This is a genomic window from Nocardioides sp., from assembly GCF_036267815.1.
GTDB lineage: Bacteria > Actinomycetota > Actinomycetes > Propionibacteriales > Nocardioidaceae > Nocardioides.
The window spans coordinates 1-23,574 of record NZ_DATAVI010000029.1; the positions used below are offsets into that span (position 1 = coordinate 1).

The window sequence follows — 23,574 nt, forward strand, 5'->3', positions numbered from 1 at the left end:
GCTGCCCCACCGTGTTGCCCGAGAAGTGATCGCCACCCGAGTCGCCGATGCCGAACAGCGGCGACTGGGACGCCGAGCGGCCCGCGCCCGCCGGCGTCGACCCGTCCCCCTGCCCGACTAGCACGACCACGACGGCGCGGCCCGCACTCGGTGCGGGCCGCGCCTCGTCGCGCGTCTTCCCTACCGAGAAGAGCCGAACGCCCACGTCGCCATCAGCGGGAGCTCCCGGCGCCAGAACCCGTCGCCGTGTGCCCCGTCGCGCTCCTGCATGACCACCTCCGCACCCGCGTCGCGCAGCGACTGCGCCCATCGGCCCGCGTTCGCGAGGAAGAACGGCTCCCGAGTGCCGGCCACGAGATAGGTGCGCGGCAGCCGGACGGGCAGCACCTCCGGTGGCCGGTAGCCGGCACCGGGGGAGGCGCAGAGCACGGCCCCGAAGAGGTCGGGGTGTCCCATGCCGAGGGCCAGGGCCAGCTCCCCACCCGCCGAGACCCCGAACGACGCGGTGCGCTCCGCTGGCATCGCGACGCCGAACCGTGCCTCGACCCAGCGGCGGACGTCGTCGACCAGGAACCTCTCGTGCGCCGCGAAGCGCTGGGGATCGAAGCCGGGTGAGTACTCGTGGAGCCGGAGCTCCTTGTCGCTCGCCCGGTGGAGACCGACGATCATCGTGGGTGGCGCACCTGCCGCAACCAGGTCCTCGCCCCATCGTGTGACGACCTGGCCGTCACCCGCGAACACGATCGCCTCGGGCGGGGCCGACGGGACGTACGCCGACACCTGCCGGCCGCCGTCGTACCCGAGGCGCTCGGTCACGAGCTCGCCCGAGACCACCTCCGGGAGGTCGGCTCCGTCCACGGCGACCTCCGATCCTCGAGTGCCCGGTCATCGTGATCGTCGCACCCGGCACCGCCCCGGGACCATCCGCGCCGTGGGTGACGGGGCCTGTGGTAGGCAGAGCGAGGCACGCCCGTGCCCGCCGTCCGAGGAGGAGCCCGACGCTGATGCGGCACACACCTCACTACCTGATGACAGATCCGGACGAGGTCCGGCGCCTCATCCGCAACAACCCGTGGGCGACCTTCTGCTCGCCGGTGGACGGCGGCGTTGTCGCCTCCCACTATCCGGTGATGCTCGACGAGGCTGCCTCCGAGGGCGACCAGATCACGATCATCAGCCACTTCGGGCGGCCCGACGACGAGCTGCACGAGCTCGGTGAGCACCAGGTCCTGGTGATCATCGCGGGCCCGCACGACTACGTCTCGCCGAGCTGGTACGCGCCCGGTGACCTGATCCCGACGTGGAACCACGTCACCGCTCACCTGTACGGGACGCCGGAGGTGCTCAGCGCGGAGGCGAACTACGCCGCGCTGGGCCGCCTCACCGACTACTTCGAGAGCCGCCAGCCGCACGGCCGCAGTCTCGCCGAGGACGAGGCCGGCACCCGTCGTACGGCGCAGGGGACGGCCGGTCTGCGGATGCGGGTCGACCGGTTCGACGCCCGCGCCAAGCTCAGCCAGAACAAGTCGCCCGAGGTGGTCGAGAACGTCACCGCCCACCTGGGCGAGCGCAACCCCGCTCTGGCCGACGAGATGCGGCGAGTCCGCGGCCGAGGAGCCTGACCCCCACCCCACCCCACCTCGCGGGGGAGGGGTCAGTCGGTCACGTCCTTGGTCACGAAGTTCGCCCAGGCGGCGAGCAGGAAGACGACGACGTAGGCCACCTGCTGCAGGACGCCGTGCAGTACGTCGTGCCACAAGATGGGGTCGCGGAACAGGTCGACGAACGACAGCCAGTACCTCGTGACGAGGTAGGGCCGCAGCGCGTGGGCGGCGTCCAGGGTCAGCAGGAGCGAGGACCCGATCAGCAGGGCAAGGGTGCCCATGGTCGCGGCCAGGGGTGAGCGCACGATCGTCGAGAGGAACAGCGCGACCGAGGCCACGCCGAGCATCGACAGCAAGGCGTAGACCAGCGCCAGCGCGGTGCGTGCGGCGAGCTGGCTGTTGCTCAGCGACGTGCCCGAGAACGTCGTCGTCACCTGACCGGGACCCTGCCCGAGCAGCAGCGTGCCCAGGACGAACGCCGTCGCCGCGACCACCAGCAGCGACAGCAGGGCGAAGGCCATCACCGAGACGAGCTTGGCGACCAGCAGCCGGGTACGTCCCACCGGCCGCACCAGCACATAGCGCAGCGTGCCCTGCTGTGCCTCGCCGGCGACCGAGTCCCCGCCGACGATGGCGATCGCCGCCGGCAGGAACAGCGGCAGCACCATCGCGATCGCCGCCAGCGGGTAGAGCGAGCCGTCCGAGAGCACGGCCGAGAGGAACGCCGGCCCGCTGCCCGGGCGCGGTCCGATGTCGGTGGTGGCGAGCAGGACCGCGACCAGGGAGGGGAGGGCGTCGATGACGGCCACGGTGACCCAGGTCCGCCGGCTGCGCAGCAGCTTGACGAGCTCCACCCGGATCATCGGGCCACCCGGTCCGACCCGGACCGGGTCGCCGCCAGCACGACGTCCTCGAGAGAGCGGTGCTCGGGGGCGAGCAGCTCGACGCGGACCCCGGCCTCGACGAGGAGCCGGTTCAGCGCGGCGGGGTCGTCGTGGCGGATCAGCAGGCCGTCGTCGCTCGCGACCTCGATCCGACCGTCGAGGAGGGCCCGAGCCGCGTCGACGTCCGGTGTCCGCACGTGGAGCCGGCCGGTCGGTCCGCGCAGGTCCTCCAGTCGGCCCTGGACCACGAGCCGGCCGCGGTCCAGGACGCCGACCCGCCCGCACAGCTGCTCGACCTCGGCCAGCAGGTGCGAGGACAAGAACACGGTCGTGCCCTCGCGGTTGAGCTCCAGGAGCAGGTCGCGGATCTCGCGGATCCCCTGCGGGTCCAGGCCGTTGGTGGGCTCGTCCAGGACGAGTAGCCGAGGCCGGCGCACGAGCGCACCGGCCAGGCCGAGGCGCTGCCGCATCCCGAGCGAGTAGGTGCGGACCGGTCGGCGGTCGATGCCGCCGAGGCCCACCCGGTCCAGGGCCTCCTCGATCCGGCGCTTGCGGTCGCGTCGGCCGCCGCCGGGACCCATCGCGTCGAGCAGCGCGAGGCTGGCGCGCCCCGACATCCCGGCGTACGCCGCGGGCGCCTCGACCAGAGCCCCGACCTGGGGGAGCACGTCGGCGGCCCGCTTCGGCATGGGCTGGTCCAGGAGCTCCACGGTGCCGGAGGTGGCCAGGACGAGCCCGAGCAGCATCCGGACCGTCGTGGTCTTGCCCGAGCCGTTGGGGCCCAGAAAGCCGTAGACGTCGCCTTCGGCGACGTCCAGGTCGAGCCCGTCGACGGCCGCGAGCCGGCCGAAGCGCTTGGTCAGTCCCTGGGTGCGGATCACCGGTGGACCGCCGTGCGCGTGAGCTCCCGGGCCGCCTGACGCAGCGCCGCATCGGTCACCGTGCCGGCGAGCAGCCAGTGGACATAGACATTGCCCACGCCGCGGGTCACCAGCACGCCCAACGGGCCGGCCCGGAGCAGCTCCTGCCCGTGCACGACGGTGGCGCCCGAGCTGGTGAGCTGCGCGGCGAGCTCGTCGGCATCGCGGTAGGGCAGGGGGATCGCTAGCAAACGGGTCAGGCCGTGGCCGTAGAGGGCAGCCGCCGATCCGGACGTGCGGGACAACCCGGCCAGTGACGCCGGTGCCTTCACCGGCGCGAACTCGTCGGCCGCGTCCGCGATGTCGACGATCCGGTCGGCGAAGCGCGTGACGCCCGGCGCCGGGCGGAAGTGGGTCGCGGCGGTGCCGGGGATGGCGCTGGAGTACGTCGTGAACGTCGTGCTGACGGCCGGCTGCGACGAGACGCCGTAGACCCGGGCGGCGAGCGTGACCCCGGTCGCCGGGTCGACCCACAGGTCGACGTGGCGCAGGCTGCTCTGCACACCGGTGACGGGCACGCGCAGCCCGGCCGCGTCGACGCCCGCGATCCGACGCGCCGGGAGTGACGTCACCTGGCCGGCCGCCGCGTCGTCGAGAGCACGGCGGGCAACCTCGGGGGGCAGCAGGTCGGAGTCGCGCGGCAGCCGGATCTCGGGGTCGCGGGAGTAGCGCGCGTCTCCGCGCTCGTAGTCCCACTCGGTAGTCACCTGGCCGAGGTGGAAGAGGTCGACCTCACCGGTGTCGAGCAGCCGGTCGACTCGCCAGTCGGTCTCGTCGCGCCACCAGACCCTCAGTCTCGTGGTGCCGCCGAACAGGTCCGCGAGGTCGCTGAAGTGGTCGGCGATCGGCAGGCCGACATGGCCGTCGACCTCGACCGTCGCGGAGTACGCAGTGCCCGCGGAGGCGCGCACCGCAGCGACCAGGGCCGCCGTGCTGACGTCGGGGTCGGACACGCGGTACAGGCGCCCGGCGTACGGCGTGAGAGCCAGCAGGGCGGTGGCGAGCCCGGCCACCCCCCAGCGCAGCACCGGTCTCATGAAGCGAACCTACGTGCCATGCGGGCGCGGGGTTCGATCGCGGGCGGGGCCCCCTGATGCTCGCCTCAGGCGTAGGACTCGGCCTGGATGGCATACAGCTCGGCGTAGGTGCCGCGGAGGGCCATCAGCTCGTCGTGGCTGCCGACCTCGGCGACGCGGGCGCCGTCGAGGACCACGATCAGGTCGGCCATCCGCACCGTGGAGAAGCGGTGGGAGACCAGCACGATGACCCGGCCGTTGTCCGTCACCTCGCGCGCGCCGGCCGCGAACCGCTCGAAGAGCGCGTGCTCGGTCTCGGCGTCGAGGGCGGCGGTGGGCTCGTCGAGCATCAGCAGGAGCGGATCGTGGCGCATGTAGCCGCGGGCCAGGGCGAGCTTCTGCCACTGGCCGAAGCTGACATCGACGCCGCCCTCCCACGAGGGCCCGAGCTGGGTGTCGAGCCCCTGGCCGAGGCCGGCGACCACCGTGGTCGCGCCGGCCTTGTCGACCGCCGAGCCCACGGCTGCGCGGTCGTCGCGACGCGGCGCGTCGCCGAGCCCGACCGTGGTGGCCGCGACGAACTCCAGGCGTGCGAAGTCCTGGAAGGCACCGGCCAGTCGCGCGCGCCACTGCTCGACGTCGATCCGCCCGATGTCGGTGTCATCGGCCAGGATCCGGCCCGCGGTCGGGGCGTACATCCGCGCGAGCAGCTTGACCAGGGTGGACTTGCCCGCGCCGTTCTCACCGACGACGGCCACCACGCTGCCGGCGGGCAGCGTCAGGTCGACGTCGCGCAGCACCTCGCGGGTCGTGCCCGGATAGGCGAAGGTCACGCCCTCGAAGCGGATGCCCTGGCTCAGGTGGTCGGGGGCCACCTCGTCGACCTGCGCGTTCTGCTGGGCGGCGAAGTCCTCCAGCCAGGCCAGCCGCTGCGCGGAGTCGAGCCAGATGCCGCGCAGGAACCCCAGCTCGCCGACCGCGGAGCCGACGTACGCCGAGAGCCGGCCCCCAGCAGTCAGCACGAGCACCACGGCCCCCGGACCCCGGTCGAGGCCGGAGACCACCCACACGACGGCGCCGACGAAGGACAGGGCGAACACCGCCCACGCCAGCGACAGGTAGCCAGCGCTGACCAGCCCGGTGGCGCGGATCGGCCGGAACCAGCTGCTCCACGCCGCCTGCCGGCGCGCGGCGAGGTCGGCCTGGTTGCCGGTGACGCGCACCTCCTTGCCGGGCGGCGGCGTGGTCGAGACCGAGAACACGTGGCGCCCGAGCCGGCCGTGGGGAGCGACGCGCTCCTCCACGCGCTTCTCGACCTTGGGCCGCCAGCCCGCGACGACCAGCAGCGGAACCGCGCTGACCAGCAGCAGGAGCAGCCGCGGGTCGATCGCCGCGAGCAGCACGCAGACGAAGGCCAGGCGCAGCAGCCAGCCGACCATCGTGAACATCGACCGGAACAGATGGTCGAGCGCGAACACGCCCGTGCGCAGCACCGCGATCCGGTCGAGGTACGCCGGGCGCTCGTGGTGCTCGACGGTGGCGACCTCGGCCTGGAGCCGCGCGACCAGGCCCTGGAACATGATGTTCAGCCGGTCGCCGAGCCGGCGGGTGGTGCGGTCGAGGGTGACCGACAGGACCCACATCAAGGTGGCGGACGCCGCGAGGCCGGCGGCGCCGACGTAGAGACGGGACCGGTGGTGACCCACGAGCCCGTCGGTGAGCAGCGCCAGCCAGATCGCGACCAGCACGTCGGGCAGCGCCTCGAGCGCGGTCATGGCCAGCGAGGACCACAGCAGCCCGGGCTCGGCGTGGTACCCGTGCCTGACGACCCGGATCATCGAGGGCACGGCCCGCGGCAGGGCGCCGGCCTCGTCGGTCGGCACGCCGGCACGGCGTCCGGCGGCCTCAGAGGTGGTCATGGACGAGCTCCTCGCCGTGCTCGTCGAGCTCGCGCTCGTCGTGGAAGCGGCTCGCCTGGAGGTCGTACATCGTGAAGTAGCGCCCCCGCAGCGCCATCAGCTCGTCGTGGGTCCCCAGCTCGAGCGCCCGCCCCTGCTCGACCACGCAGATCAGCTCGGCCTGCCGGACGGTCGAGAACCGGTGTGAGACCAGGACCGTGGTCGCGGCAGCCGTGGAACCGAGCACCCGGCGGAAGATCTCGGACTCGCCGCGCACGTCGAGCATGGCGGTCGGCTCGTCGAGGAGCACGGCGCTGGCACCGCCGTGGACCTTGGCGATCGCCCGTGCCAGCGCCACCCGCTGCCACTGACCACCGGACAGCTCGACGCCGCCTGGGTACCCCTTGGCCAGCGGCGCGTCGAGCTCGGCGAGGCCGAGCGCACCGGCCTGCTCCAGCGCGCCCTCGACCACCGAGGTGTCGGCGCCCAGCGGCGCGACGTTGTCACGCAGCGGCAGCTCGTAGCGGACGAAGTCCTGGAAGACGGCGGCCAGGCGCGACCTCCAGGCGACGAGGTCGAGCTCGCGCAGGTCGACGCCGTCGATCTCGATGCTGCCCGAGTCGGGGTCGTAGAGGCGGCACAGCAGCTTGGCGAGGGTGGTCTTGCCGGCGCCGTTCTGCCCGACGATGGCCAGCGACGCACCGGCGGGCACGGTCAGGTCGAGGTGCTCCAGGACCGGCCCGCTGCCGGTCGGGTAGGTGAAGGTGACGTCGCGGAACCTGATCTCCGGAGCGGCCGACCCGCTGGTCGTCGACGACGGTCGGGGAGCCACCCGGGACGCGGTGAGCGCGCCGGCCCGCGCCATCTCCACCTCCAGCCGCTCGATGGCGACCACGGGCGCGGCCGCGCCGTCGAGGGCCCAGCTCAGCCCGCCGAAGGCGATCGCGCTCGACCCGAACCCGGCGCCTGCGTAGGTCACGACGGCGCGCAGGTCGAGGCTGCCGGCGTATCCGCGGTGGGCGAGGACGCCGAACAGCAGCGCGTTGGTGGCCAGGACGATCACGAGCGCCCCGGCCAGCGAGCGCTCGCGCAGCCGGGTCGCGTCGTACTGGAGCTGGTGGAGGTGGAGCCGGTGGCCCGTGAAGCGCTCGAGCAGCCAGGGCGCGAGCCCGAACAGCCGCACCTCCTTGGCCGCTGCCGGCTCCGTCGCGAGGTCGTAGGCGTAGTCGGTGTGACGGCGCGCGGCCTTGACCTCGTCGGTGTTGCGGTCTCGCCACACGCCGCTCTCGCGCAGCAGCCAGTGGGTCGACCCCCAGCCGAGCAGCAGCAGCGGCGGGGCCCACCAGGCGAACCCGACCAGCACCAGGGACGACGCGATGCCGCCCAGCAGCATGACCAGGCCCTGGGCGATGAAGTCCATGTTGATGAACATCGGCGGGCCGGTCCAGCCGAGGTCGAAGTCGCGAGCCGTCGTGAGGTCGTTGGTGAGATCGCCGCGCTCGAGGTGACCGACGCCGTCGGGCCCCAGGCTCGCGGCCATCAGCCGGTCGTTGAGGACCGAGCTGAGGTGGTGGCCCAGCAGAGCGCCGACGACCTGATGGACCGAGGGGCTCACCTGGGAGGCCACGAACACCACGCCGAAGACGGCCAGCGCTGCGGTCAGGTCGGACCCCGCCTGCACCCGGCCGACGAGCAGGCCCGTGGCGATGGCCAGCCCGGCCGGCACCAGCGCGCGGACGAGCAGCAGCAGCCACCACGCGGCAGCGAGCCCCGGCACCGACCGGGTGAGACAGCGGAAGAATCGCGTGGCCGGGCGGGCGCGGAGCTCGCCGAGGATCCGAGCGGGGGAGGTGGCCACGCCGCTCACCCTAGAGCCGCCCTCCGACACCCGGTCGGCCTCCGTCGTGCCCGAGAGACGTGCCTGCGGGCTCGCGCACGTCGTCCCCACCCGAGCAGTCCTGGAGGCTCCGGCCGAGGAGACCCGCGGACCAGCGCTTCCCTAGGACAAGCCGGCCACGCGGGTGCTGAGGTGGGCGCGCTCGGGGTCGTTGTCGCACAGGGCTATCGCGCGGCTGAGCTCGGTGCGGGCCTCGTCGGTGCGGCCGACCCGGGCCAGCAGCTCGCCACGGACCCCGGGAAGCCGGTGGCCCGGGAGCTCGACGCCGTCCAGGGCGCGCAGCCCGGCCAGCGGACCGTCTGCCTCGGCCACGGCGACCGCGCGGTTGAGGCGGACGACGGGGGTGTCCTCCAGCGCCACCAGCTCGTCGTACCTCTCGACGATGCGCGGCCAGTCGGTGGCGTCGGGATGGGGCGCGATCGCGTGCTCCGCGGCGATCAGCGCCTGGAGGAGGTACGGCGTGCCGGGCGCGGTGACGTGTGGCGTCAGCACCTCGAGGGCCTCGCGGATCTCGGCGGCGTGCCAGCGAGCCCGGTCCTGGTCGGGCAGCAGGACGAGCTGCCCGTCGTCCAGCCTGGCGTCGCGCCGTGAGTGCTGGAGCAGCATCAGGCCGAGCAGACCGTCGAGATCGGCCCGTCCGGGGAGCAGCTCGTGCAGCACGCGCGCGAGGCGGATCGCCTCGGCCGCCAGGTCGCCGCGCACCAGCTGGGAGCCGGACGGCGGTGCGTAGCCGGCCGTGAAGGCCAGGTAGGCCACGTCGGCCGCTCGGCCCACCCGTCGCCGGAGCTCGGCGCCCGTGGGCACCCCGAAGCTCTCGCCGGCCAGGCTCTTGCGCGAGCGGGTGAGCCGTGCGGCCATCGTGGCCGTGGGCACGAGGAAGAGCCGCGCGATGTCTGCGGTCGAGACGCCGATGACCATCCGCAGGGTGAGCGCAGCCGCGTTCTCCCGGGACAGCGCCGGGTGGGCGCACAGCAGCACCAGGCGCAGCCGCTCGTCGCGGACGGGCTCGCCGGCGTCGGCCATCACGCGCTGCACCTCCTCCTGGAGCTGGGCCTCGACGGCGAGCACGGGCAGCCGCCTGGCGGCGACCGCCTCGGCGCGCAACCGGTCGAGGATGCGACGGCGCGCGCTGGTGAGCAGCCACGCCGGTGGGTTGGCGGGAACGCCGTCGCGGGGCCACGTGCGCGCGGCCGCCTCGAAGGCGTCGGCGAGGCCGTCCTCGGCCAGGTCGAGCCGTCGGTACTGCGCGACCAGCAGAGCCGTCAGCCGGCCCCACTGGTCGCGCCACGCGATGGCGACCGCCTCGGCGACCGCCTGCGCGACTCCCGGCGCGGGGTCAGGTCCAGTCGCGGGTGTCGTCATAGCCCTCGATGTCGACGACGGGACGCACTTCCACGGCGTACGACGACGGCAGCAGGCCGCACAGCTCCACGACCAGGTCCAGCGACTCGGCCTGGACGAGGTAGAAGCCGCCGATCTGCTCGGCGGTCTCGGCGTACGGCCCCTCGGTGACCACGGGAGCGCCGCCGACGTGGCGCAGGGTCCTGGCCTCGCGAGCCTCCGCGAGCGCCTCGCCGGCGAGCATGGTGGCGCGCTCCGCGACCGCCTTGTGGAACGCCGTGTGGGCGTCCATCACCTCCTGCCGCTGCTGCTCGGTGGCGCTCTCCCACCCGCCTTCGGTCTCGGCGAGCAGCACCATCGCCTTCACATGCCACCGCCGCGACACTCACGGATCTCGATCGCGCTCTCGCCGCGGCCGAGCACCTTGCAGACCTCGACCAGGTCGTCGAGGTCGGCGGTCTCGACGACGTAGAAGCCGGTCACCTGCTCGGCGGTCTCGGCGTACGGCCCCTGGGTGACCGTGTGCTCGCCGTTCGCGGATGTGCGCAGCACCCGGGCCTGGCTGCTCGGAGCGAGCTCCGCGCCACCGGTCACCTGGTGCCCGCGCTCGGCCAGCCGCTTGGCGAACTCCGCGTGGACGGCGTACATCTCCTGCTTCTGAGGCTCCGGAGTCGCCGCCCAGGCGCTCTCGTCACCGGGCAGGAGTACGACGTAGCTGGTCATGGCGGTCCTCTCGGGTCGTGGGGAGGAGTCTTCCCCCTCACCCTGGTGACGCGCGAGCCTCGTCGGAATCGACAGCCGGGCCGGTCAGTCGCCCTGGCTCTCGATCGGGCGGATCTCCACCGCCGGATGGGCCTTCACCAGCACCTGGGCCGCGTCGAGCAGAGCCTGCTCGTCGTCGATCGAGACGACGTAGAAGCCCGAGAGCTGCTCGGCCGACTCGGCGTACGGGCCGTCGGTGGTCAGGGCCGTGCCGTGGGGACCGCGGCGGATGGAGTGGGCGCGCTGGCAGGTGTCGAGCTCCGCGCCGCCGGTCACCATGCCGTCGCGCTGCTCGAGCAGCCGTCCGAACTCGAGGTCGGTGTCGTAGACGGCCTGCCGCTCCTCCGGCGTCTTGACGGCCCACTCGTCCTCCCGGTCGGCGGGGAACAGGATCAGGTAGCTGGTCATGGTGTCTTCCTCTCAGGTGGATCGGTCACCGGGGTGACGAGGCACCCGCATCGGGATCGACGTTCGCGTCGGGCGGCTCCAGGGTGCGCACCGAGGCGGGCACGTCGATGCCGTCGCGCAGGTCGGGGGCCGCGAGCGGCGCGTCGTACCTCTCCCGGACCGGGACGACGCCTGCCCACGCGGGCCCGGCGACGTCGTCGTCCTCGTCCTCCGGCCAGCCGGCGGAGATCTTCAGCGACCAGTCGTCGAGGGGGAGGGCCAGGACGAGGGTGGCGGCGAGCTCGGCCTTGCTCGGCCGGCGGATCTCGGCCGTGCGGCCCGGGATCAGCGCCTCGGTGACCAGGTCGAGGAAGCGCTCCTTGTCGTCGGTCACGGTCGAGCAGCGCCCGAAGACCACCGCGGAGCGGTAGCGGATCGAGGACTCGAAGGCGCTGCGGGCCACGACCAGCCCGTCGTACGCCGTGACGCCGAGCGAGGTGGGGACGCCGGCCGCGAGCCGTCGCATCCAGCGGGAGCCGGTCGAGCCGTGGGCGAGGACCCGGTCACCGTCGCGCACCACCATCGTGGGGATCACGGCCGGCGCGCCGTCCGCGGCGACGACCGCGAAATGGCCGACTCGGGCGGTGTCGAGCAGGGCGTCGAGGGCGGCCCGGTCGGTGGTCGCCTTCTCCGGCAGCCGGACGGGCCGGCGCAGATCCTTCATGCGGCGACGGTAGTGGGTCGCGCGCCGCCAGGACGGCCCGGACCGTTTGCACTCGGGGGGTGCGAGTGCTAAACATGAGGCTGGCACTCTCGGGTCGAGAGTGACAACGCATTCGACCGGGTGAGCTGAGGTCAGTAGCGACGGCGGGAAGGGTCCGCCGGGCAGCCTGGCCGTCCGTCGCGGGCAGCCCTCCGGCCGACCACATCTGTATTCACGCCAGAAGGAATCGCAGACAACATGCCGAAGCTGATTGCTTTCAACGAGGAGGCCCGCCGCGGGCTCGAGCGAGGGATGAACCAACTCGCCGACGCGGTCAAGGTCACGCTCGGTCCCAAGGGCCGCAACGTCGTCCTCGAGAAGAAGTGGGGCGCGCCCACCATCACCAACGATGGTGTGAGCATCGCCAAGGAGATCGAGCTGGAGGACCCCTACGAGAAGATCGGGGCCGAGCTCGTCAAGGAGGTCGCGAAGAAGACCGACGACGTCGCCGGTGACGGCACGACGACCGCTACCGTGCTGGCTCAGGCGATGGTCCGCGAGGGACTGCGCAACGTCGCCGCGGGCGCCAACCCGATGGGCATCAAGCGGGGCATCGAGAAGGCCGTCGAGGCCGTCTCGGAGCAGCTCACCTCGATGTCGAAGGACGTCGAGACCAAGGAGCAGATCGCCTCGGTGGCGGCCATCTCCGCCGGTGGCGACCAGAGCGTCGGCGACATCATCGCCGAGGCGATGGACAAGGTCGGCAAGGAAGGCGTCATCACCGTCGAGGAGTCGAACACGTTCGGCATCGACCTCGAGCTCACCGAGGGCATGCGGTTCGACAAGGGCTACATCTCGGCGTACTTCGCCACCGACATGGAGCGCATGGAGGCCGTCCTGGACGACCCCTACATCCTGGTCGCGAACCAGAAGGTCTCCTCGGTCAAGGACCTCCTGCCCGTGCTGGAGAAGGTCATGCAGGGCGGCAAGCCGCTGCTGATCATCGCCGAGGACGTCGACGGCGAGGCCCTCTCGACCCTGGTGGTCAACAAGATCCGCGGCACCTTCAAGTCCGTGGCCGTCAAGGCTCCGGGCTTCGGCGACCGCCGCAAGGCCATGCTCCAGGACATCGCGATCCTCACCGGCGGGCAGGTCATCTCCGAGGAGGTCGGCCTCAAGCTGGAGTCGACCGGGCTGGAGCTGCTCGGCTCGGCGCGCAAGGTCGTCATCACCAAGGACGAGACCACGATCGTCGAGGGTGCCGGTGACTCCGGCCAGATCGAGGGCCGGGTCAACCAGATCCGCGCCGAGATCGAGAAGAGCGACTCCGACTACGACCGCGAGAAGCTCCAGGAGCGGCTGGCGAAGCTCGCCGGCGGCGTCGCGGTCATCAAGGTCGGGGCGGCCACCGAGGTCGAGCTCAAGGAGCGCAAGCACCGCATCGAGGACGCCGTTCGCGCGGCCAAGGCCTCGGTGGAGGAGGGCATCGTCGCCGGTGGCGGTGTGGCCCTGCTCCAGGCCGGTGCCAAGGCGTTCGACAAGCTCGACCTGCCTCAGGACGAGGCCACGGGCGCCAACATCGTCAAGGTCGCCCTCAGCGCCCCGGTCCGCCAGATCGCGCTCAACGCCGGGCTCGAGGGCGGCGTCGTGGCCGAGAAGGTCGCCGGTCTGCCCGAGGGTCACGGTCTCAACGCCGCGACCGGCGAGTACGGCGACATGCTGAAGGCCGGCGTGCCCGACCCGACCAAGGTCGTCCGCTCCGCGTTGCAGAACGCCGCGTCGATCGCCGCGCTGTTCCTGACGACCGAGGCGGTCGTCGCGGACAAGCCCGAGAAGGCCGCTGCCATGCCCGGCGGAGGCGACGGCGGCATGGGCGGCATGGACTTCTGACCGACAGGCCAGCAACGAGTCCTACCAGCGAAGGCTCCCGCCGACGGCGGGGGCCTTTGCTGTTGCCGGCCGCCCTCGGGGCGGTCCTCCTGCTGGCGGCCGGCTGCGGTCTCGGCACGTCGTCGGCCGGGTCGCGGGCCGGCCACCGCCAGCACCACGGGCGCCACCTCCCGTCGTCCCCGTCGTCCCCGGCATCCCCGCAGCCGCCCGACGCGGTGCGGGCGCGGGCGGAGCTCGCTCGGCTCCACGTCGCGCCGCGGCCGCGGGGGACCGAGGGCTACCACCGCGACGCATTCGGTGCGGCCTGGCTCGACACCGACCACGACGGGTGCAACCAGCGCGACGACGTCCTGCTCCGCGACGCGGTGCCCGGGACCACGACGGTGGCGCAGCAGGGCTCGTGCGACCACGACGTCCTCGCCGGCCGCTGGCACGACCCCTACACCGGGCGCACCTTGACCTTCACCGACCTCAAGGACCTCCGGCAGGCCGAGGCGATCCAGATCGACCACGTCGTGCCGCTGGCCGAGGCCTGGGTCTCCGGGGCGAGACGTTGGCGCCCGGACCGGCGCGTGGCGTTCGCGAACGACCTGACCGAGCTGCTCGCCGTCGACGGCCCGACCAATGCGAGCAAGGGCGACGACGACCCGGCGTCGTGGCGGCCCCGGCGGGGCTACCAGTGCACCTACGCCAGGCGCTGGATCGGGGTCAAGACGCGCTACCGGCTCGCCGTCGACCCGTCGGAGGAGGCCGCGCTGTCGGCGATGCTCGGCACCTGCCGCTGAGGTGTCCCATCCCGCTGTGAGAGCGTGAGGGGCGTGTCCTGGACGATCGCTCGACCCGTCCTCGACGACCTCGACGAGATGGGCCGGGTGCACGTCCGCGTCTGGCAGGAGGCCTACGCCGGGCTGCTCCCGGCCGAGTACCTCGCCGCCCTCGACCCGGCGTCCGGTCCGCGCCGGTGGCGCGAACGCCTCGGCAGCTCCCCGGCGGTCAGCTGGTGGCTGGCCCGCGACGAGGCGGGCATCGTCGGCCTGGCGACGTCCGGGCCCGGCCGCGACGACGACGCGCCCGTCCCCCTGGAGCTCTACGCGATCAACGTCTTGGCGCGTGCCCACGGCACCGGCCTGGCCGCCGACCTCGTGGGCCATGCGATCGGCGACCGGCCGGCGTACCTGTGGGTCCTCGACGGCAACGCGAGGGCGATCGCGTTCTACGCCAAGCTCGGCTTCACCGACGAGGGCGGTCGCAAGCCCGAGCCCGAGACCGGCGTGACCGAGATCCGGATGGCGCGCGGCCACCTGGCACCCTGGTCCCCCTCGCACATCTCGCCCGTCTCGCCCATCTCGTGAGCACGACCGCGCTCGGGCTGGTCCTGGCGGCCGCGCTCCTGCACGCCACCTGGAACTTCGCGGTCAAGGGCGTCAGCGACGGTGCCGACCGGGTCGCCTTCGTCTGGGTGTACGTCGTGGCGAGTGCCGCGCTGTGGCTCCCGATCGGCGTCTGCTGGGTGCTGGTCGCCGGCGAGCGCCCGACCTGGTCCTGGCTGGTCGGACCGGTGGTCTCCGCGCTGCTGCACATCGCCTACCAGCTGGTCCTCCAGCGCGGCTACGCCGAAGGCGACCTCAACCTCGTCTATCCGCTGGCGCGCGGCACCGGGCCGCTGCTGACCTTCGTCGTCGCGGTGACGGTGCTCGGCCAGCACCCGGCGCCGGCGGAGGTCGCCGGGGTGCTCTCGGTGGTCGCCGGGGTCCTGCTGATCTCGCTCGGCGGCACGACGGGCGACGCGCGGGCCGGTGCCGCCTGGGGACTCGCCACCGGCGCCACGATCGCGGCGTACACCCTGTGGGACAACCGTTCGGTCAACGGCCTCCACGTGCCCCCGGTGCCCTACTTCGTGCTCGGCCTGGTCCTCCAGCTGCCGTTCCTGTGGGTGGCCCTGGCCCGCCGTACCGACCCGACGCCGGTGCGGGAGGTGTGGACCACGGGCCGCCGGGCCGCGCTGACCGTGGCGGCCTGCTCGCCGCTGGCGTACGTGCTCGTCCTGCGCGCGATGCAGCTGGCGCCGGTGGCCCTGGTGGCGGCGGGCCGGGAGTCGAGCATCGTGGTCGGCGCGGTCTTCGGGTGGCTGGTGCTGCGCGAGCCGCGGCCCGCCCGCAGGCTGGTGGGCGCCGTCGTCGTGCTCGCCGGGATAGGGCTGATCGCCCTCGGCTGAGTGCGGGTCTCGGCGCGGGACGGTCTGAGAGGCTGGTGGCGTGGAGGGTCTGCTTCTCGCCGGGGGTGCCGGTCGTCGGATGGGCATGCCCAAGGCGCTGGTGAGCGACGACGGGGGGCCGTGGCTGGTGCGCGGGGTCGAGGTCCTGCGCACCGGCGGCTGCTCGCGCGTGACCGTCGTCCTCGGGGCCGAGGCGGAGCAGGCACGTCCGCTTCTCGACGGGCTGGGCGTCGAGGTCGTCGTGGCCGCAGACTGGGCCGAAGGCATGGGCGCCTCGCTGCGCACCGGTCTGCGGACTCTCGCCGACTCGACGGAGCCGGGGGCCGTCGTCTCCCTGGTCGACGTGCCCGACCTGGTGCCGGAGGTCGTCTCGCGAGTGATCGCCGCCGCGGCGTCCGACGGCCCCGCGGCGCTGGCGCGCGCGTCGTACGACGGGAGGCCGGGCCACCCGGTCCTGCTCGGGCGCGAGCACTGGGCCGGGGTCGTCGCCTCGGCGGTCGGGGACCAGGGCGCGCGCGCCTACCTCGCGCCCCGCGAGGTCACCCTGGTCGAGTGCGGCGACCTCGCCTCCGGCCACGACGTCGACTCCCGTTGAGTGGCGCCTTCCGACCGGTTGAGATGCGGGTTCTCGCCGGGTGGCCGAGCCCTGCGTCGTCGTGGTTCGGGCCGACGCCTCGGCACATCGGTGATCCGATCGGCTCTCCGCGGCCGGAGAAGTAGATTGGGGGCATGTCCGAGCGCAGCGAGGTCTCGTCCGCGGCAGAGGTGGCGAGCCTGCTGGGGCAGACCGGCTACCTCGCCGACGACGAGCTGGCCACGGTCACCTACCTGGCGCTGGCGATGCGGCGCCCGCTTCTGCTCGAGGGTGAGCCGGGCACAGGCAAGACCGCGCTGGCCGAGGCGGTCGCCGAGGCCCTCGACCTGCCGCTGGTGCGCCTCCAGTGCTACGAGGGGATCGACGCGTCCCAGGCGCTCTACGACTGGGACTTCCCCCGCCAGATCCTCCACCTCCGCGCGCTCGAGGCCGCCGGTGGTCCCGAGGGAGCCGGTGTCGAGGAGGCCGAGAAGAGCCTGTACGACGAGCGGTTCCTGCTCGCCCGGCCGGTACTCGCGGCTCTCCAGCAGAGCCCTGCGGTCCTGCTGGTCGACGAGGTCGACCGCGCGGACGACGAGTTCGAGGCCTTCCTGCTCGAGGTGCTCTCGACGTGGCAGGTCAGCATCCCCGAGCTCGGCACCGTCAAGGCGGCGACCCCGCCGGTCGTCGTCCTGACCTCCAACCGCACCCGCGACCTCCACGACGCGCTGAAGCGGCGCTGCCTCTACCACTGGATCGAGCACCCCGGGCTCGAGCGTGAGCTCCAGATCGTCCGGTCCCGTGCGCCGGAGGTCTCCGAGACGCTGGCCCGCCAGGTCGTCGCCGCGGTCCAGGACCTGCGCGCGCGCGATCTCACCAAGCCACCGGGGGTGGCCGAGACCCTCGACTGGGCGCGAGCCCTGCACTACCTCGGGACGGTCGAGCTCGACCTCGAGTCGGCCGCGACGACGCTGGGCGCGCTGGTGAAGTACCGCGAGGACACCGATCGCGTGAAGCAGGCGCTCGACCAGCTGCTGCGGACCTGAGCCGACGATGAGCACCTCGACGGCCCGGGAGGGCGACGAGATCCTGCTGGGGTTCGCGCGAGCGGTGCGGGCCGGTGGTGTGCCGGTCACCCAGGACCGGACCCAGGAGTTCCTGGCCGCCGCCGCGCGGCTCGACGCGGCCGAGCCGGCTGCGGTCCGGATGGCCGGTCGGGCCACGCTGTGCGCCGGTCCCGACGACCTGGCTCGGCTCGACCAGGTCTTCGAGGCGTTCTTCAGCGTCCGACACGGCCTGCCGAGGCCGCGGCCCGTCGTCCGCGCGGAGACCAGTGCGGACCAGCTGCCCCTCGAGGAGCCCGACGGAGGCGACATCGCGACCGCCGACGACGTCATCCGGGCGGCGGCCAGCCCGGCCGAGGTCCTGCGCCATCGCGACGTCGCATCGCTCACGGCGGGGGAGAAGCAGCGCCTGGCGGCGATGTTCGCCGGCCTGCGCCCGCGCCCGCCGTCGCGGCGTACGGCGCGCCACCAGCGATGGCACCGCGGCGAGGTCGACAGCCGACGCACCTTGCGCGACAGCCTGCGCCGGATGGGCGAGCCGGCCGAGATCGCCTGGCGGCGGCGGGCCCGGCGTCCGCGCCGCGTCGTCCTGCTCGTCGACGTGAGCGGGTCGATGACGTCGTACGCCGATGCCCTGCTGCGGCTCGCACACCGGATCACCCAGGGGATGGCGACCGGGTCCGGGCGGGTGGAGACCTTCACCATCGGCACGCGGGTCACCCACATCACCCGCGCGATGCGCATCGGCGACCCCGAGCGGGCCCTGGTGGCGGCCGGTGAGACCGTCCCCGACTGGTCGGGTGGCACCAGGCTGGGAGAGACGCTGCGGTTCTTCCTCGACCGCTGGGGGCAGCGCGGAATGGCGCGGGGCGCCGTGGTGGTTGTGTTCAGCGACGGATGGGAGCGAGGTGACGCGTCGGTGCTGGCAGGACAGATGGCTAGGCTGCGACGTATCGCGCATCGCGTCGTGTGGGTGAACCCGCACCGCGGCAAGGTGGGCTACGAAGCCGTCCAGACCGGGGTGTTGGCGGCGCTGCCGTTCTGCCACGACTTCCTCGCGGGGCACTCGCTGGCGACCTTCGCCGACCTGGTGGAGGTGCTGGCCGATGCGTGAGGTCCTTCCCGAGCTGATGGCGTGGTGGCGTGCGGGCGACGAGGTGGGAGTCGGCACCGTCGTGGCGACGTTCAGGTCGGCGCCGCGTCCGCCGGGCGCGAGCATGCTGGTCGGGCCCGACGAGACCGCGGTGGGCTCGGTGTCGGGAGGCTGCGTCGAGGGCGCGGTCTACGAGCTGGGCAAGGAGGTCGTCGAGTCCGGCGTCCCGGTGCTCACCCGCTACGGCATCTCCGACGACGACGCCTTCGCGGTGGGGCTGACCTGTGGGGGCATCCTCGACGTGTACGTCGAGAAGGTCTCTCGAGCGACGTTCCCCGAGCTGGAGGAGCTCGCGGCCGACATCGACAGCGGCCGGCCGGTGGCCGTCGCCACCGTGATCGAGCACCCCGACCCCGCGCGGCTGGGGCGGCGCCTGGTCATCCACCCCGACACCGAGGAGGTCTCCGGCTCGATCGGCTCCACCCGCGCCGACCAAGCGGTCCGCGACGACGCGCTCGGCCTGCTGGCCAGCGGCACCAACGCGACGCTGACCTACGGGCCGGACGGCGAACGGCGCGGCGAGGGGATGCGCGTCTTCGTGTGGGCCTTCGCACCGAAGCCGCGGATGCTGGTCTTCGGTGCCATCGACTTCGCGGCCGCGGTCGCGCGGGTCGGCAGCTTCCTCGGCTACCACGTGACCGTCTGCGACGCGCGTCCGGTCTTCGCCACCAGCTCGCGCTTCCCCGACGCTGACGAGGTCGTCGTCGACTGGCCGCACCGCTACCTGGAGAAGCAGCGAGATGCCGGCGCCCTGGACGCCCGCACGGTGATCACGGTGCTGACCCACGACCCCAAGTTCGACGTACCCCTGCTCGAGGTCGCGCTGCGCCTGCCGGAGGTGGCCTACATCGGCGCGATGGGCTCACGTCGTACCCATCAGGACCGGGAGGCCCGGCTGCGCGAGGCCGGGGTCACCGACGCCGAGCTGAAGCGGCTGGCGAGCCCGATCGGGCTCGACCTCGGCGCGCGTACGCCGGAGGAGACCGCGGTCTCGATCGCGGCGGAGATCATCGCGGGGCGCTGGGGTGGCTCCGGCGGTCCGCTGGCCCGCGGCGAGGGCCGGATCCACCACGACTAGCGCCGCGCGACCTCCTTGGTCACCTCGGCCCCGGACTTCTTGGCCCGAGTTGACACTTCCTGGAGGTTGCAGCGGCCAGGAAGTGCCAAATACCCCCCGTCAGCGGGGGATTTGGCAAGCGAGCCCCCACCAAAGCGGAGGGAGGGGAGCGCTGCCGATGGCGGGCACTCGCGCTACCGTGACCGGACCCGTCCCACGTCAGGAATCGCCGTGACCACAGACCCGCAGGGCGACCTGCAGGACCGCCGCGTGAGCGCGCTGCGGGCGTGGACGGCGTTCGTGGAGCAGGGCGACCGGGCCGCCGGGCACGTGCGGCCCGAGATCCTGAAGAGCTGGCAGCGCTCGCAGCCGCGGGTCTCGCGCGACGTCGCCGAGGCGCCCCTGGACGACGAGTCCGAGGCCCGCGCCTTCTGGGACGGCTCCCCGCTCCAGCTCGCCGTGGCGCACGTCGAGACCGAGCTGCGACGTACGGCGGAGGACGGCGACCTCGTGCTGGCCGTCACCGACCAGCACACCCGCATCCTGTGGACGTACGGCGGGCGGGTCATGCGCCGCAAGGCCGAGACGGTGAACTTCGTCCCCGCGGCCCGGTGGGACGACGAGTCGGTCGGCACCAACGCGCTCGACCTCGCCACCCGGCTGCGCCGTCCGAGCATGGTCTTCAGCGCCGAGCACTACGCGCCGATCGTGCACAACTGGGTCTGCTGGGCGGCGCCGGTGCACGACCCCGTGACCGGGGCCCAGCTCGGCGTCGTCGACCTCTCGACGACCTGGGACCGCACCCACCCGATCGGCCTGGCCACCGCGCGCGTGCTGGCCCGGCTGATCGAGACCGCGATGCCGCTCTCGGCGGCCAACCCGATGCTGGAGGAGCCCGGCGGTCCCACCGGTCTCCAGCTGCGCCTCCTCGGCAACGCCGAGGCGACCCTCGACGGCAGCCGCCTGCTCCTCAACCGCCGGCAGACCGAGATCCTGGCGATCCTGGCCCTGCATCCCGACGGCCTCTCGCTCGACCGCCTGCACGCCCTGGTCTACGGCGACCAGTCGGTCACGCTCTCGACCCTCAAGGCCGAGGTCTCCCACCTGCGCGCGGCGCTCGGGGGGCAGCTCGCCTCACGCCCCTACCGGCTGACGCTGCCGGTCGCCACCGACATCGAGGAGGTCCTCGATGCGCTCGGGCGAGGCGACGCCGCGGCGGCTGTCGCACGCTACGGCGGCGACCTCCTCCCGGGCACCGAGTCGCCGGCCCTGGTCGAGCTGGGCGAGTACGTCGCCGTCGCGATGCGCGAGGCGCTGATCGTCAACCCCGAGCCGGCTGCGGTGATCCGCTACAGCGAGCTCGCGCCCTACGACGCCGAGGTCATCGAGAGCTGTCTCGAGGCGCTCGGTGACCGGTCCCATCCCGCCGTGCCCCTGCTCAAGGGCCGGCTCGCGGTCGCCCGCGGCTGACATCCACCCCACCCACGAAAGGTGTCGCGATGCGACGACTCGCCCTGATGGTGTCCGTGACCGCGCTGGTGGCCACCATGGCCGGCCCGGCGTCCGCCGGCCCCGACCCCTCGGCGCCGGCCGCGGCCAAGCGCACCTGCATCTCCGGGGCACACACGCTGTCGCCGCCCGGAGCGCACGTGTATCCGGAGATGGGCAACGCGGGATACCTGAACATCCGGACCTCCGTCCACCTCGTGTACGACGCGCCGTCCAACCGCTTCCTGCGCGGCAACCACGTCCGGCTCCAGATCAAGGCGCAGCACTGCCTCAACGACTTCAGCCTCGACCTCGAGCGGCACTCGCCGGACAAGGTGAACGGGCCCGACCTGCGGGTGCGCGCGGTCACGGTCGACGGGAAGCCCGCCACCTGGAGGTTCGAGCAGCCGACGTACCCCGGTGACCCGAACGGGCAGAACGACCCCGACCCCCGCGCCCACGAGGCGTCGCAGAACAACCCGGTCGGCGGGCCCGGCGACAACCCGCTGCCGCCGGCGTGCACCCCCGAGGTGACCGGCGGTGACGTCGACGGGCAGGACGGGCAGCAGTGCCCCAAGAACAAGCTGGTGATCACGCCGAAGCACCCCATCGCCCGCGGCCGGACCGTCGTGGTGAAGGTGGCCTACACCGGCCGACCGGGCACCCACATCGACGGCGACGGCTCGACCGAGGGCTGGTTCCGCTCCAAGCACCCCAAGGGCGACGGCGGCTTCGTCACCACCGAGCCCGTCGGCACCGAGGACTGGATGCCACTGAACAACTACCCCACGGCCAAGCCCTTCTACGACTTCGCCGAGACGGTCAACAAGAGCCGGACGGCGATCGCCAACGGCCGGCTCGGCGCCGTCCGCACCCATCGGCCCGACAAGCAGTTCCCGCACGGGTCGCGGACCTTCCACTGGCGGACCAACCAGGGCGTGGCCAGCTACCTCGTCGAGAGCAGCGTCGGCCACTACGACCTGACCTCGCGCAAGGGCTCGGACGGGATCCGCTACTACATGGCCCAGGCCAGCTCGCTCAGCCCTGCCCGCAAGCGGGCGAACCTGCGGGTCATGCGCCAGCAGCAGCGCATCACCGACTTCCAGGCGACGTTCAACGGGCCCTTCCCCTTCCCCAGCGACGGCGTCGTGATCGGCACCCCTCCCGCGAGCTTCGAGGAGGAGATGCAGTCGATGATCACGTTCGCCGGCGGCCGGATCGACCTCGACACCTTCAACCACGAGAACATGCACCAGTGGTGGGGCGACCACGTCACCGAGGGCGGCTTCTCGATGACCTTCTTCAAGGAGGGCATGGCCACCGTCGGGGAGTACCTCTTCCACGCGCGCCGTGCCCGCGCCCAGGCCGGCGGTCCCGGGACCCCCGCGGGTCGCGCGGCCTTCCAGCGCAGCCTGGTGAAGTCCTTCAACCGCGCCTACGCCAGCACGGGCGAGATCTGGACCGGCGCGCCCTCCGACCCGACGCCCGCGACGCTCTTCGACGGCGGGACGACGTACACCCGCCCGGGGGCGGCGTACCTCGCACTGCGCCAGATCCTCGGTCACCAGCGCTTCGTGAAGGCGCTGCACTTCGTCCAGCGCCAGTACGGCTTCATCTCCGAGCCGCAGCTGGAGGCGGCGTTCGCGCACTACCTGCCGACCGACAGCACGGGGTGCCAGACGCGGCTCGCCGACTTCTTCACCCAGTGGTTCGACACGGCGTACCCCAGCGGCAGCGAGCCGACCCTGACCGGTCCGGGCCTGCACGGCGAGGGCTTCTACGACCACGGCCACACCTGCCTCTAACCCCCCGCGAGGTGGGAGGAGTTGCCCCGCCTCGCGGGGGTTAGAGGAGCTCGTCGAGGAGCTGGTAGAAGTCCAGGCGCCAGGGGTCGGCGTCGCGGCCGTAGGCGGTCAGCGTGGCCGACGCGGCATCCGGCCCGTACGCCGGGTTGAGGGTGGCATCCGACATCGACCGGGTGGCCAGGGCGAGGTCGACATGGCGGTCGGCGACGCCGAGCCGGCCGACGTCGACCATGCCGGTGATCGCCAGCGTCTCGGGGTCGGCCAGGAAGTTGGGCAGGCACGCGTCGCCGTGACAGACGACGAGGTCGGCCATCTCCAGCTGCTCCGCGCGTGGGCGCCCCGCGAGCAGGTCGGCGAGCACCTCGTCGACCGAGCGCCCCGCTCGCCCCTCGTCGAAGTCGTCGGCGTCGACCAGGCCCTCCTCGGCCCGGACCCGAGCCAGGGGCACGGTCACCGCCAGCCAGCGCTCGAACGGGCATCTCTCGCGGGGGACGCCGTGCAGCCGGGCCAGGAACTCGCCCAACGCCCGGGCGGCCACCGGCACCGACGAGCCGGGCAGCTCGCTCAGGGGTACGCCGGGCAGCGACGCGGTGGTCAGCGTCGCGGAGCCGTCGTCGTCCGCCCAGTCCAGCACCGCCGGTGCCGGCAGACCAACGCCGGCCAGCCACTCCAGCCGGTCGCGCTCGTCGGCCAGCTCGTCGCGGATCATCCCGACGCCCGTCTTGGCGTAGGCAAGACCGTCCGGCGACCGGCGTACGACCGCTTCCGTGTGCCCCCTGGAGACCGTCTCCCAGTCCTCCACGTCCGGATCCTAGGGGCACCGGCAGGTCCGAGGACATCGACGACGGCGCGACCCGCTGAAACCGGCGCACCGGAGGCGACGGCGACGAGGTGGGCAACCTTTCGCCAACCCGGT

General features: G+C 73.0%; 24 protein-coding genes. 11 read left to right on the forward strand and 13 right to left on the reverse strand.

All coding sequences use genetic code 11. The features are described from left to right. Together VHW64_RS04475 and VHW64_RS04480 are read right to left on the reverse strand one after the other, a co-directional pair. A partial coding sequence (locus tag VHW64_RS04475; protein ID WP_329649309.1) for a hypothetical protein occupies window positions 1-205 on the reverse strand: 205 nt, incomplete at its 3' end. Then, window positions 181-858: an alpha/beta hydrolase gene (locus VHW64_RS04480; RefSeq protein WP_329649310.1), complete on the reverse strand. Its 678-nt coding sequence runs from the start codon at window positions 856-858 to the stop codon at window positions 181-183. The genes VHW64_RS04475 and VHW64_RS04480, both read right to left, overlap by 25 nt. 146 nt (window positions 859-1,004) lie before the next feature. Here VHW64_RS04480 and VHW64_RS04485 point away from each other — a divergent pair, with 146 nt between their 5' ends. Beyond that, window positions 1,005-1,622: an FMN-binding negative transcriptional regulator gene (locus VHW64_RS04485; protein WP_329649311.1), complete on the forward strand. Its 618-nt coding sequence runs from the start codon at window positions 1,005-1,007 to the stop codon at window positions 1,620-1,622. A 32-nt stretch (window positions 1,623-1,654) separates the two neighbouring features. On the opposite strand, the gene VHW64_RS04490 is transcribed toward VHW64_RS04485, so the two are convergent. The 10 genes from VHW64_RS04490 to VHW64_RS04535 form a co-directional block, all read right to left on the reverse strand. Next, window positions 1,655-2,467 carry an ABC transporter permease gene (locus VHW64_RS04490; RefSeq protein ID WP_329649312.1) on the reverse strand — a complete coding sequence of 271 codons (813 nt, stop codon included), beginning with the start codon at window positions 2,465-2,467 and terminating at the stop codon, window positions 1,655-1,657. Beyond that, the gene (locus VHW64_RS04495; protein WP_329649313.1) at window positions 2,464-3,369 is read right to left on the reverse strand and encodes an ABC transporter ATP-binding protein; all 906 of its coding nucleotides are present in this window, start codon (window positions 3,367-3,369) and stop codon (window positions 2,464-2,466) included. Before VHW64_RS04495 ends, VHW64_RS04490 begins: the two co-directional genes overlap by 4 nt. After that, window positions 3,366-4,445: a hypothetical protein gene (locus tag VHW64_RS04500; RefSeq protein ID WP_329649314.1), complete on the reverse strand. Its 1,080-nt coding sequence runs from the start codon at window positions 4,443-4,445 to the stop codon at window positions 3,366-3,368. Before VHW64_RS04500 ends, VHW64_RS04495 begins: the two co-directional genes overlap by 4 nt. Window positions 4,446-4,510: 65 nt before the next feature. Beyond that, complete coding sequence (locus VHW64_RS04505; RefSeq protein WP_329649315.1) at window positions 4,511-6,343, reverse strand: ABC transporter ATP-binding protein; 1,833 nt, start codon at window positions 6,341-6,343, stop codon at window positions 4,511-4,513. Next, window positions 6,330-8,180, reverse strand: a complete 1,851-nt coding sequence (locus VHW64_RS04510) for an ABC transporter ATP-binding protein (protein WP_329649316.1) — start codon at window positions 8,178-8,180, stop codon at window positions 6,330-6,332. Before VHW64_RS04510 ends, VHW64_RS04505 begins: the two co-directional genes overlap by 14 nt. Before the next feature lie 141 nt (window positions 8,181-8,321). Then, entirely contained in the window at window positions 8,322-9,581 is a 1,260-nt protein-coding gene (locus tag VHW64_RS04515; protein ID WP_329649317.1) for an RNA polymerase sigma factor, read from the reverse strand. Continuing rightward, window positions 9,556-9,918, reverse strand: coding sequence for a YciI family protein (locus VHW64_RS04520; protein ID WP_329649374.1), 363 nt, complete (start codon window positions 9,916-9,918; stop codon window positions 9,556-9,558). The genes VHW64_RS04515 and VHW64_RS04520 overlap by 26 nt, the downstream gene beginning before the upstream one ends. 5 nt (window positions 9,919-9,923) lie before the next feature. Beyond that, window positions 9,924-10,283, reverse strand: a complete 360-nt coding sequence (locus VHW64_RS04525) for a YciI family protein (RefSeq protein ID WP_329649318.1) — start codon at window positions 10,281-10,283, stop codon at window positions 9,924-9,926. A gap of 84 nt (window positions 10,284-10,367) precedes the next feature. Next, window positions 10,368-10,730, reverse strand: a complete 363-nt coding sequence (locus VHW64_RS04530; protein ID WP_329649319.1) for a YciI family protein — start codon at window positions 10,728-10,730, stop codon at window positions 10,368-10,370. A 25-nt stretch (window positions 10,731-10,755) separates the two neighbouring features. Next, the gene (locus VHW64_RS04535) at window positions 10,756-11,433 is read right to left on the reverse strand and encodes a pyridoxamine 5'-phosphate oxidase family protein (protein WP_329649320.1); all 678 of its coding nucleotides are present in this window, start codon (window positions 11,431-11,433) and stop codon (window positions 10,756-10,758) included. Window positions 11,434-11,670: 237 nt separating this feature from the next. Between VHW64_RS04535 and groL the strand changes: the two genes are divergently transcribed. From groL to VHW64_RS04585, 10 genes are all read left to right on the forward strand, one after another. Further along, the gene (gene groL / locus VHW64_RS04540; protein WP_329649321.1) at window positions 11,671-13,302 is read left to right on the forward strand and encodes a chaperonin GroEL; all 1,632 of its coding nucleotides are present in this window, start codon (window positions 11,671-11,673) and stop codon (window positions 13,300-13,302) included. Window positions 13,303-13,364: 62 nt separating this feature from the next. Next, entirely contained in the window at window positions 13,365-14,087 is a 723-nt protein-coding gene (locus tag VHW64_RS04545) for an HNH endonuclease family protein (RefSeq protein ID WP_329649322.1), read from the forward strand. Between the two features lie 33 nt (window positions 14,088-14,120). Next, on the forward strand, window positions 14,121-14,654 hold the full coding sequence (locus VHW64_RS04550; protein WP_329649323.1) for a GNAT family N-acetyltransferase: 534 nt from the start codon (window positions 14,121-14,123) through the stop codon (window positions 14,652-14,654). Next, window positions 14,651-15,517 carry a DMT family transporter gene (locus VHW64_RS04555; RefSeq protein WP_329649324.1) on the forward strand — a complete coding sequence of 289 codons (867 nt, stop codon included), beginning with the start codon at window positions 14,651-14,653 and terminating at the stop codon, window positions 15,515-15,517. Before VHW64_RS04550 ends, VHW64_RS04555 begins: the two co-directional genes overlap by 4 nt. Before the next feature lie 40 nt (window positions 15,518-15,557). After that, window positions 15,558-16,112, forward strand: a complete 555-nt coding sequence (locus VHW64_RS04560) for a nucleotidyltransferase family protein (RefSeq protein ID WP_329649325.1) — start codon at window positions 15,558-15,560, stop codon at window positions 16,110-16,112. 134 nt (window positions 16,113-16,246) lie between these two features. Beyond that, a complete protein-coding gene (locus VHW64_RS04565; RefSeq protein ID WP_329649326.1) occupies window positions 16,247-17,137 on the forward strand; it encodes a MoxR family ATPase in 891 nt (296 codons plus the stop codon). Between the two features lie 7 nt (window positions 17,138-17,144). Then, on the forward strand, window positions 17,145-18,269 hold the full coding sequence (locus VHW64_RS04570) for a vWA domain-containing protein (protein WP_329649327.1): 1,125 nt from the start codon (window positions 17,145-17,147) through the stop codon (window positions 18,267-18,269). Further along, window positions 18,262-19,386, forward strand: coding sequence for an XdhC/CoxI family protein (locus VHW64_RS04575; RefSeq protein WP_329649328.1), 1,125 nt, complete (start codon window positions 18,262-18,264; stop codon window positions 19,384-19,386). The genes VHW64_RS04570 and VHW64_RS04575 overlap by 8 nt, the downstream gene beginning before the upstream one ends. A gap of 210 nt (window positions 19,387-19,596) precedes the next feature. Continuing rightward, the gene (locus VHW64_RS04580; protein WP_329649329.1) at window positions 19,597-20,835 is read left to right on the forward strand and encodes a transcriptional regulator; all 1,239 of its coding nucleotides are present in this window, start codon (window positions 19,597-19,599) and stop codon (window positions 20,833-20,835) included. Between the two features lie 29 nt (window positions 20,836-20,864). Then, window positions 20,865-22,658: a M1 family aminopeptidase gene (locus VHW64_RS04585; RefSeq protein ID WP_329649330.1), complete on the forward strand. Its 1,794-nt coding sequence runs from the start codon at window positions 20,865-20,867 to the stop codon at window positions 22,656-22,658. A 40-nt stretch (window positions 22,659-22,698) separates the two neighbouring features. On the opposite strand, the gene VHW64_RS04590 is transcribed toward VHW64_RS04585, so the two are convergent. Then, complete coding sequence (locus tag VHW64_RS04590) at window positions 22,699-23,460, reverse strand: APH(3') family aminoglycoside O-phosphotransferase (RefSeq protein ID WP_329649331.1); 762 nt, start codon at window positions 23,458-23,460, stop codon at window positions 22,699-22,701. Window positions 23,461-23,574: the final 114 nt, after the last annotated feature.

Excerpts from the sequence above, each read along its gene's own strand:
- VHW64_RS04485 (WP_329649311.1), top strand. The coding sequence starts at position 1,005 with ATGCGGCACACACCTCACTACCTGATGACAGATCCGGACGAGGTCCGG.
- VHW64_RS04570 (WP_329649327.1), top strand. The coding sequence starts at position 17,145 with ATGAGCACCTCGACGGCCCGGGAGGGCGACGAGATCCTGCTGGGGTTC.
- VHW64_RS04530 (WP_329649319.1), bottom strand. The coding sequence starts at position 10,730 with ATGACCAGCTACCTGATCCTGTTCCCCGCCGACCGGGAGGACGAGTGG.
- VHW64_RS04585 (WP_329649330.1), top strand. The coding sequence starts at position 20,865 with ATGCGACGACTCGCCCTGATGGTGTCCGTGACCGCGCTGGTGGCCACC.
- VHW64_RS04500 (WP_329649314.1), bottom strand. The coding sequence starts at position 4,445 with ATGAGACCGGTGCTGCGCTGGGGGGTGGCCGGGCTCGCCACCGCCCTG.
- VHW64_RS04575 (WP_329649328.1), top strand. The coding sequence starts at position 18,262 with ATGCGTGAGGTCCTTCCCGAGCTGATGGCGTGGTGGCGTGCGGGCGAC.
- VHW64_RS04525 (WP_329649318.1), bottom strand. The coding sequence starts at position 10,283 with ATGACCAGCTACGTCGTACTCCTGCCCGGTGACGAGAGCGCCTGGGCG.
- VHW64_RS04505 (WP_329649315.1), bottom strand. The coding sequence starts at position 6,343 with ATGACCACCTCTGAGGCCGCCGGACGCCGTGCCGGCGTGCCGACCGAC.
- VHW64_RS04490 (WP_329649312.1), bottom strand. The coding sequence starts at position 2,467 with ATGATCCGGGTGGAGCTCGTCAAGCTGCTGCGCAGCCGGCGGACCTGG.
- groL (WP_329649321.1), top strand. The coding sequence starts at position 11,671 with ATGCCGAAGCTGATTGCTTTCAACGAGGAGGCCCGCCGCGGGCTCGAG.
- VHW64_RS04535 (WP_329649320.1), bottom strand. The coding sequence starts at position 11,433 with ATGAAGGATCTGCGCCGGCCCGTCCGGCTGCCGGAGAAGGCGACCACC.
- VHW64_RS04515 (WP_329649317.1), bottom strand. The coding sequence starts at position 9,581 with ATGACGACACCCGCGACTGGACCTGACCCCGCGCCGGGAGTCGCGCAG.
- VHW64_RS04565 (WP_329649326.1), top strand. The coding sequence starts at position 16,247 with ATGTCCGAGCGCAGCGAGGTCTCGTCCGCGGCAGAGGTGGCGAGCCTG.
- VHW64_RS04520 (WP_329649374.1), bottom strand. The coding sequence starts at position 9,918 with ATGGTGCTGCTCGCCGAGACCGAAGGCGGGTGGGAGAGCGCCACCGAG.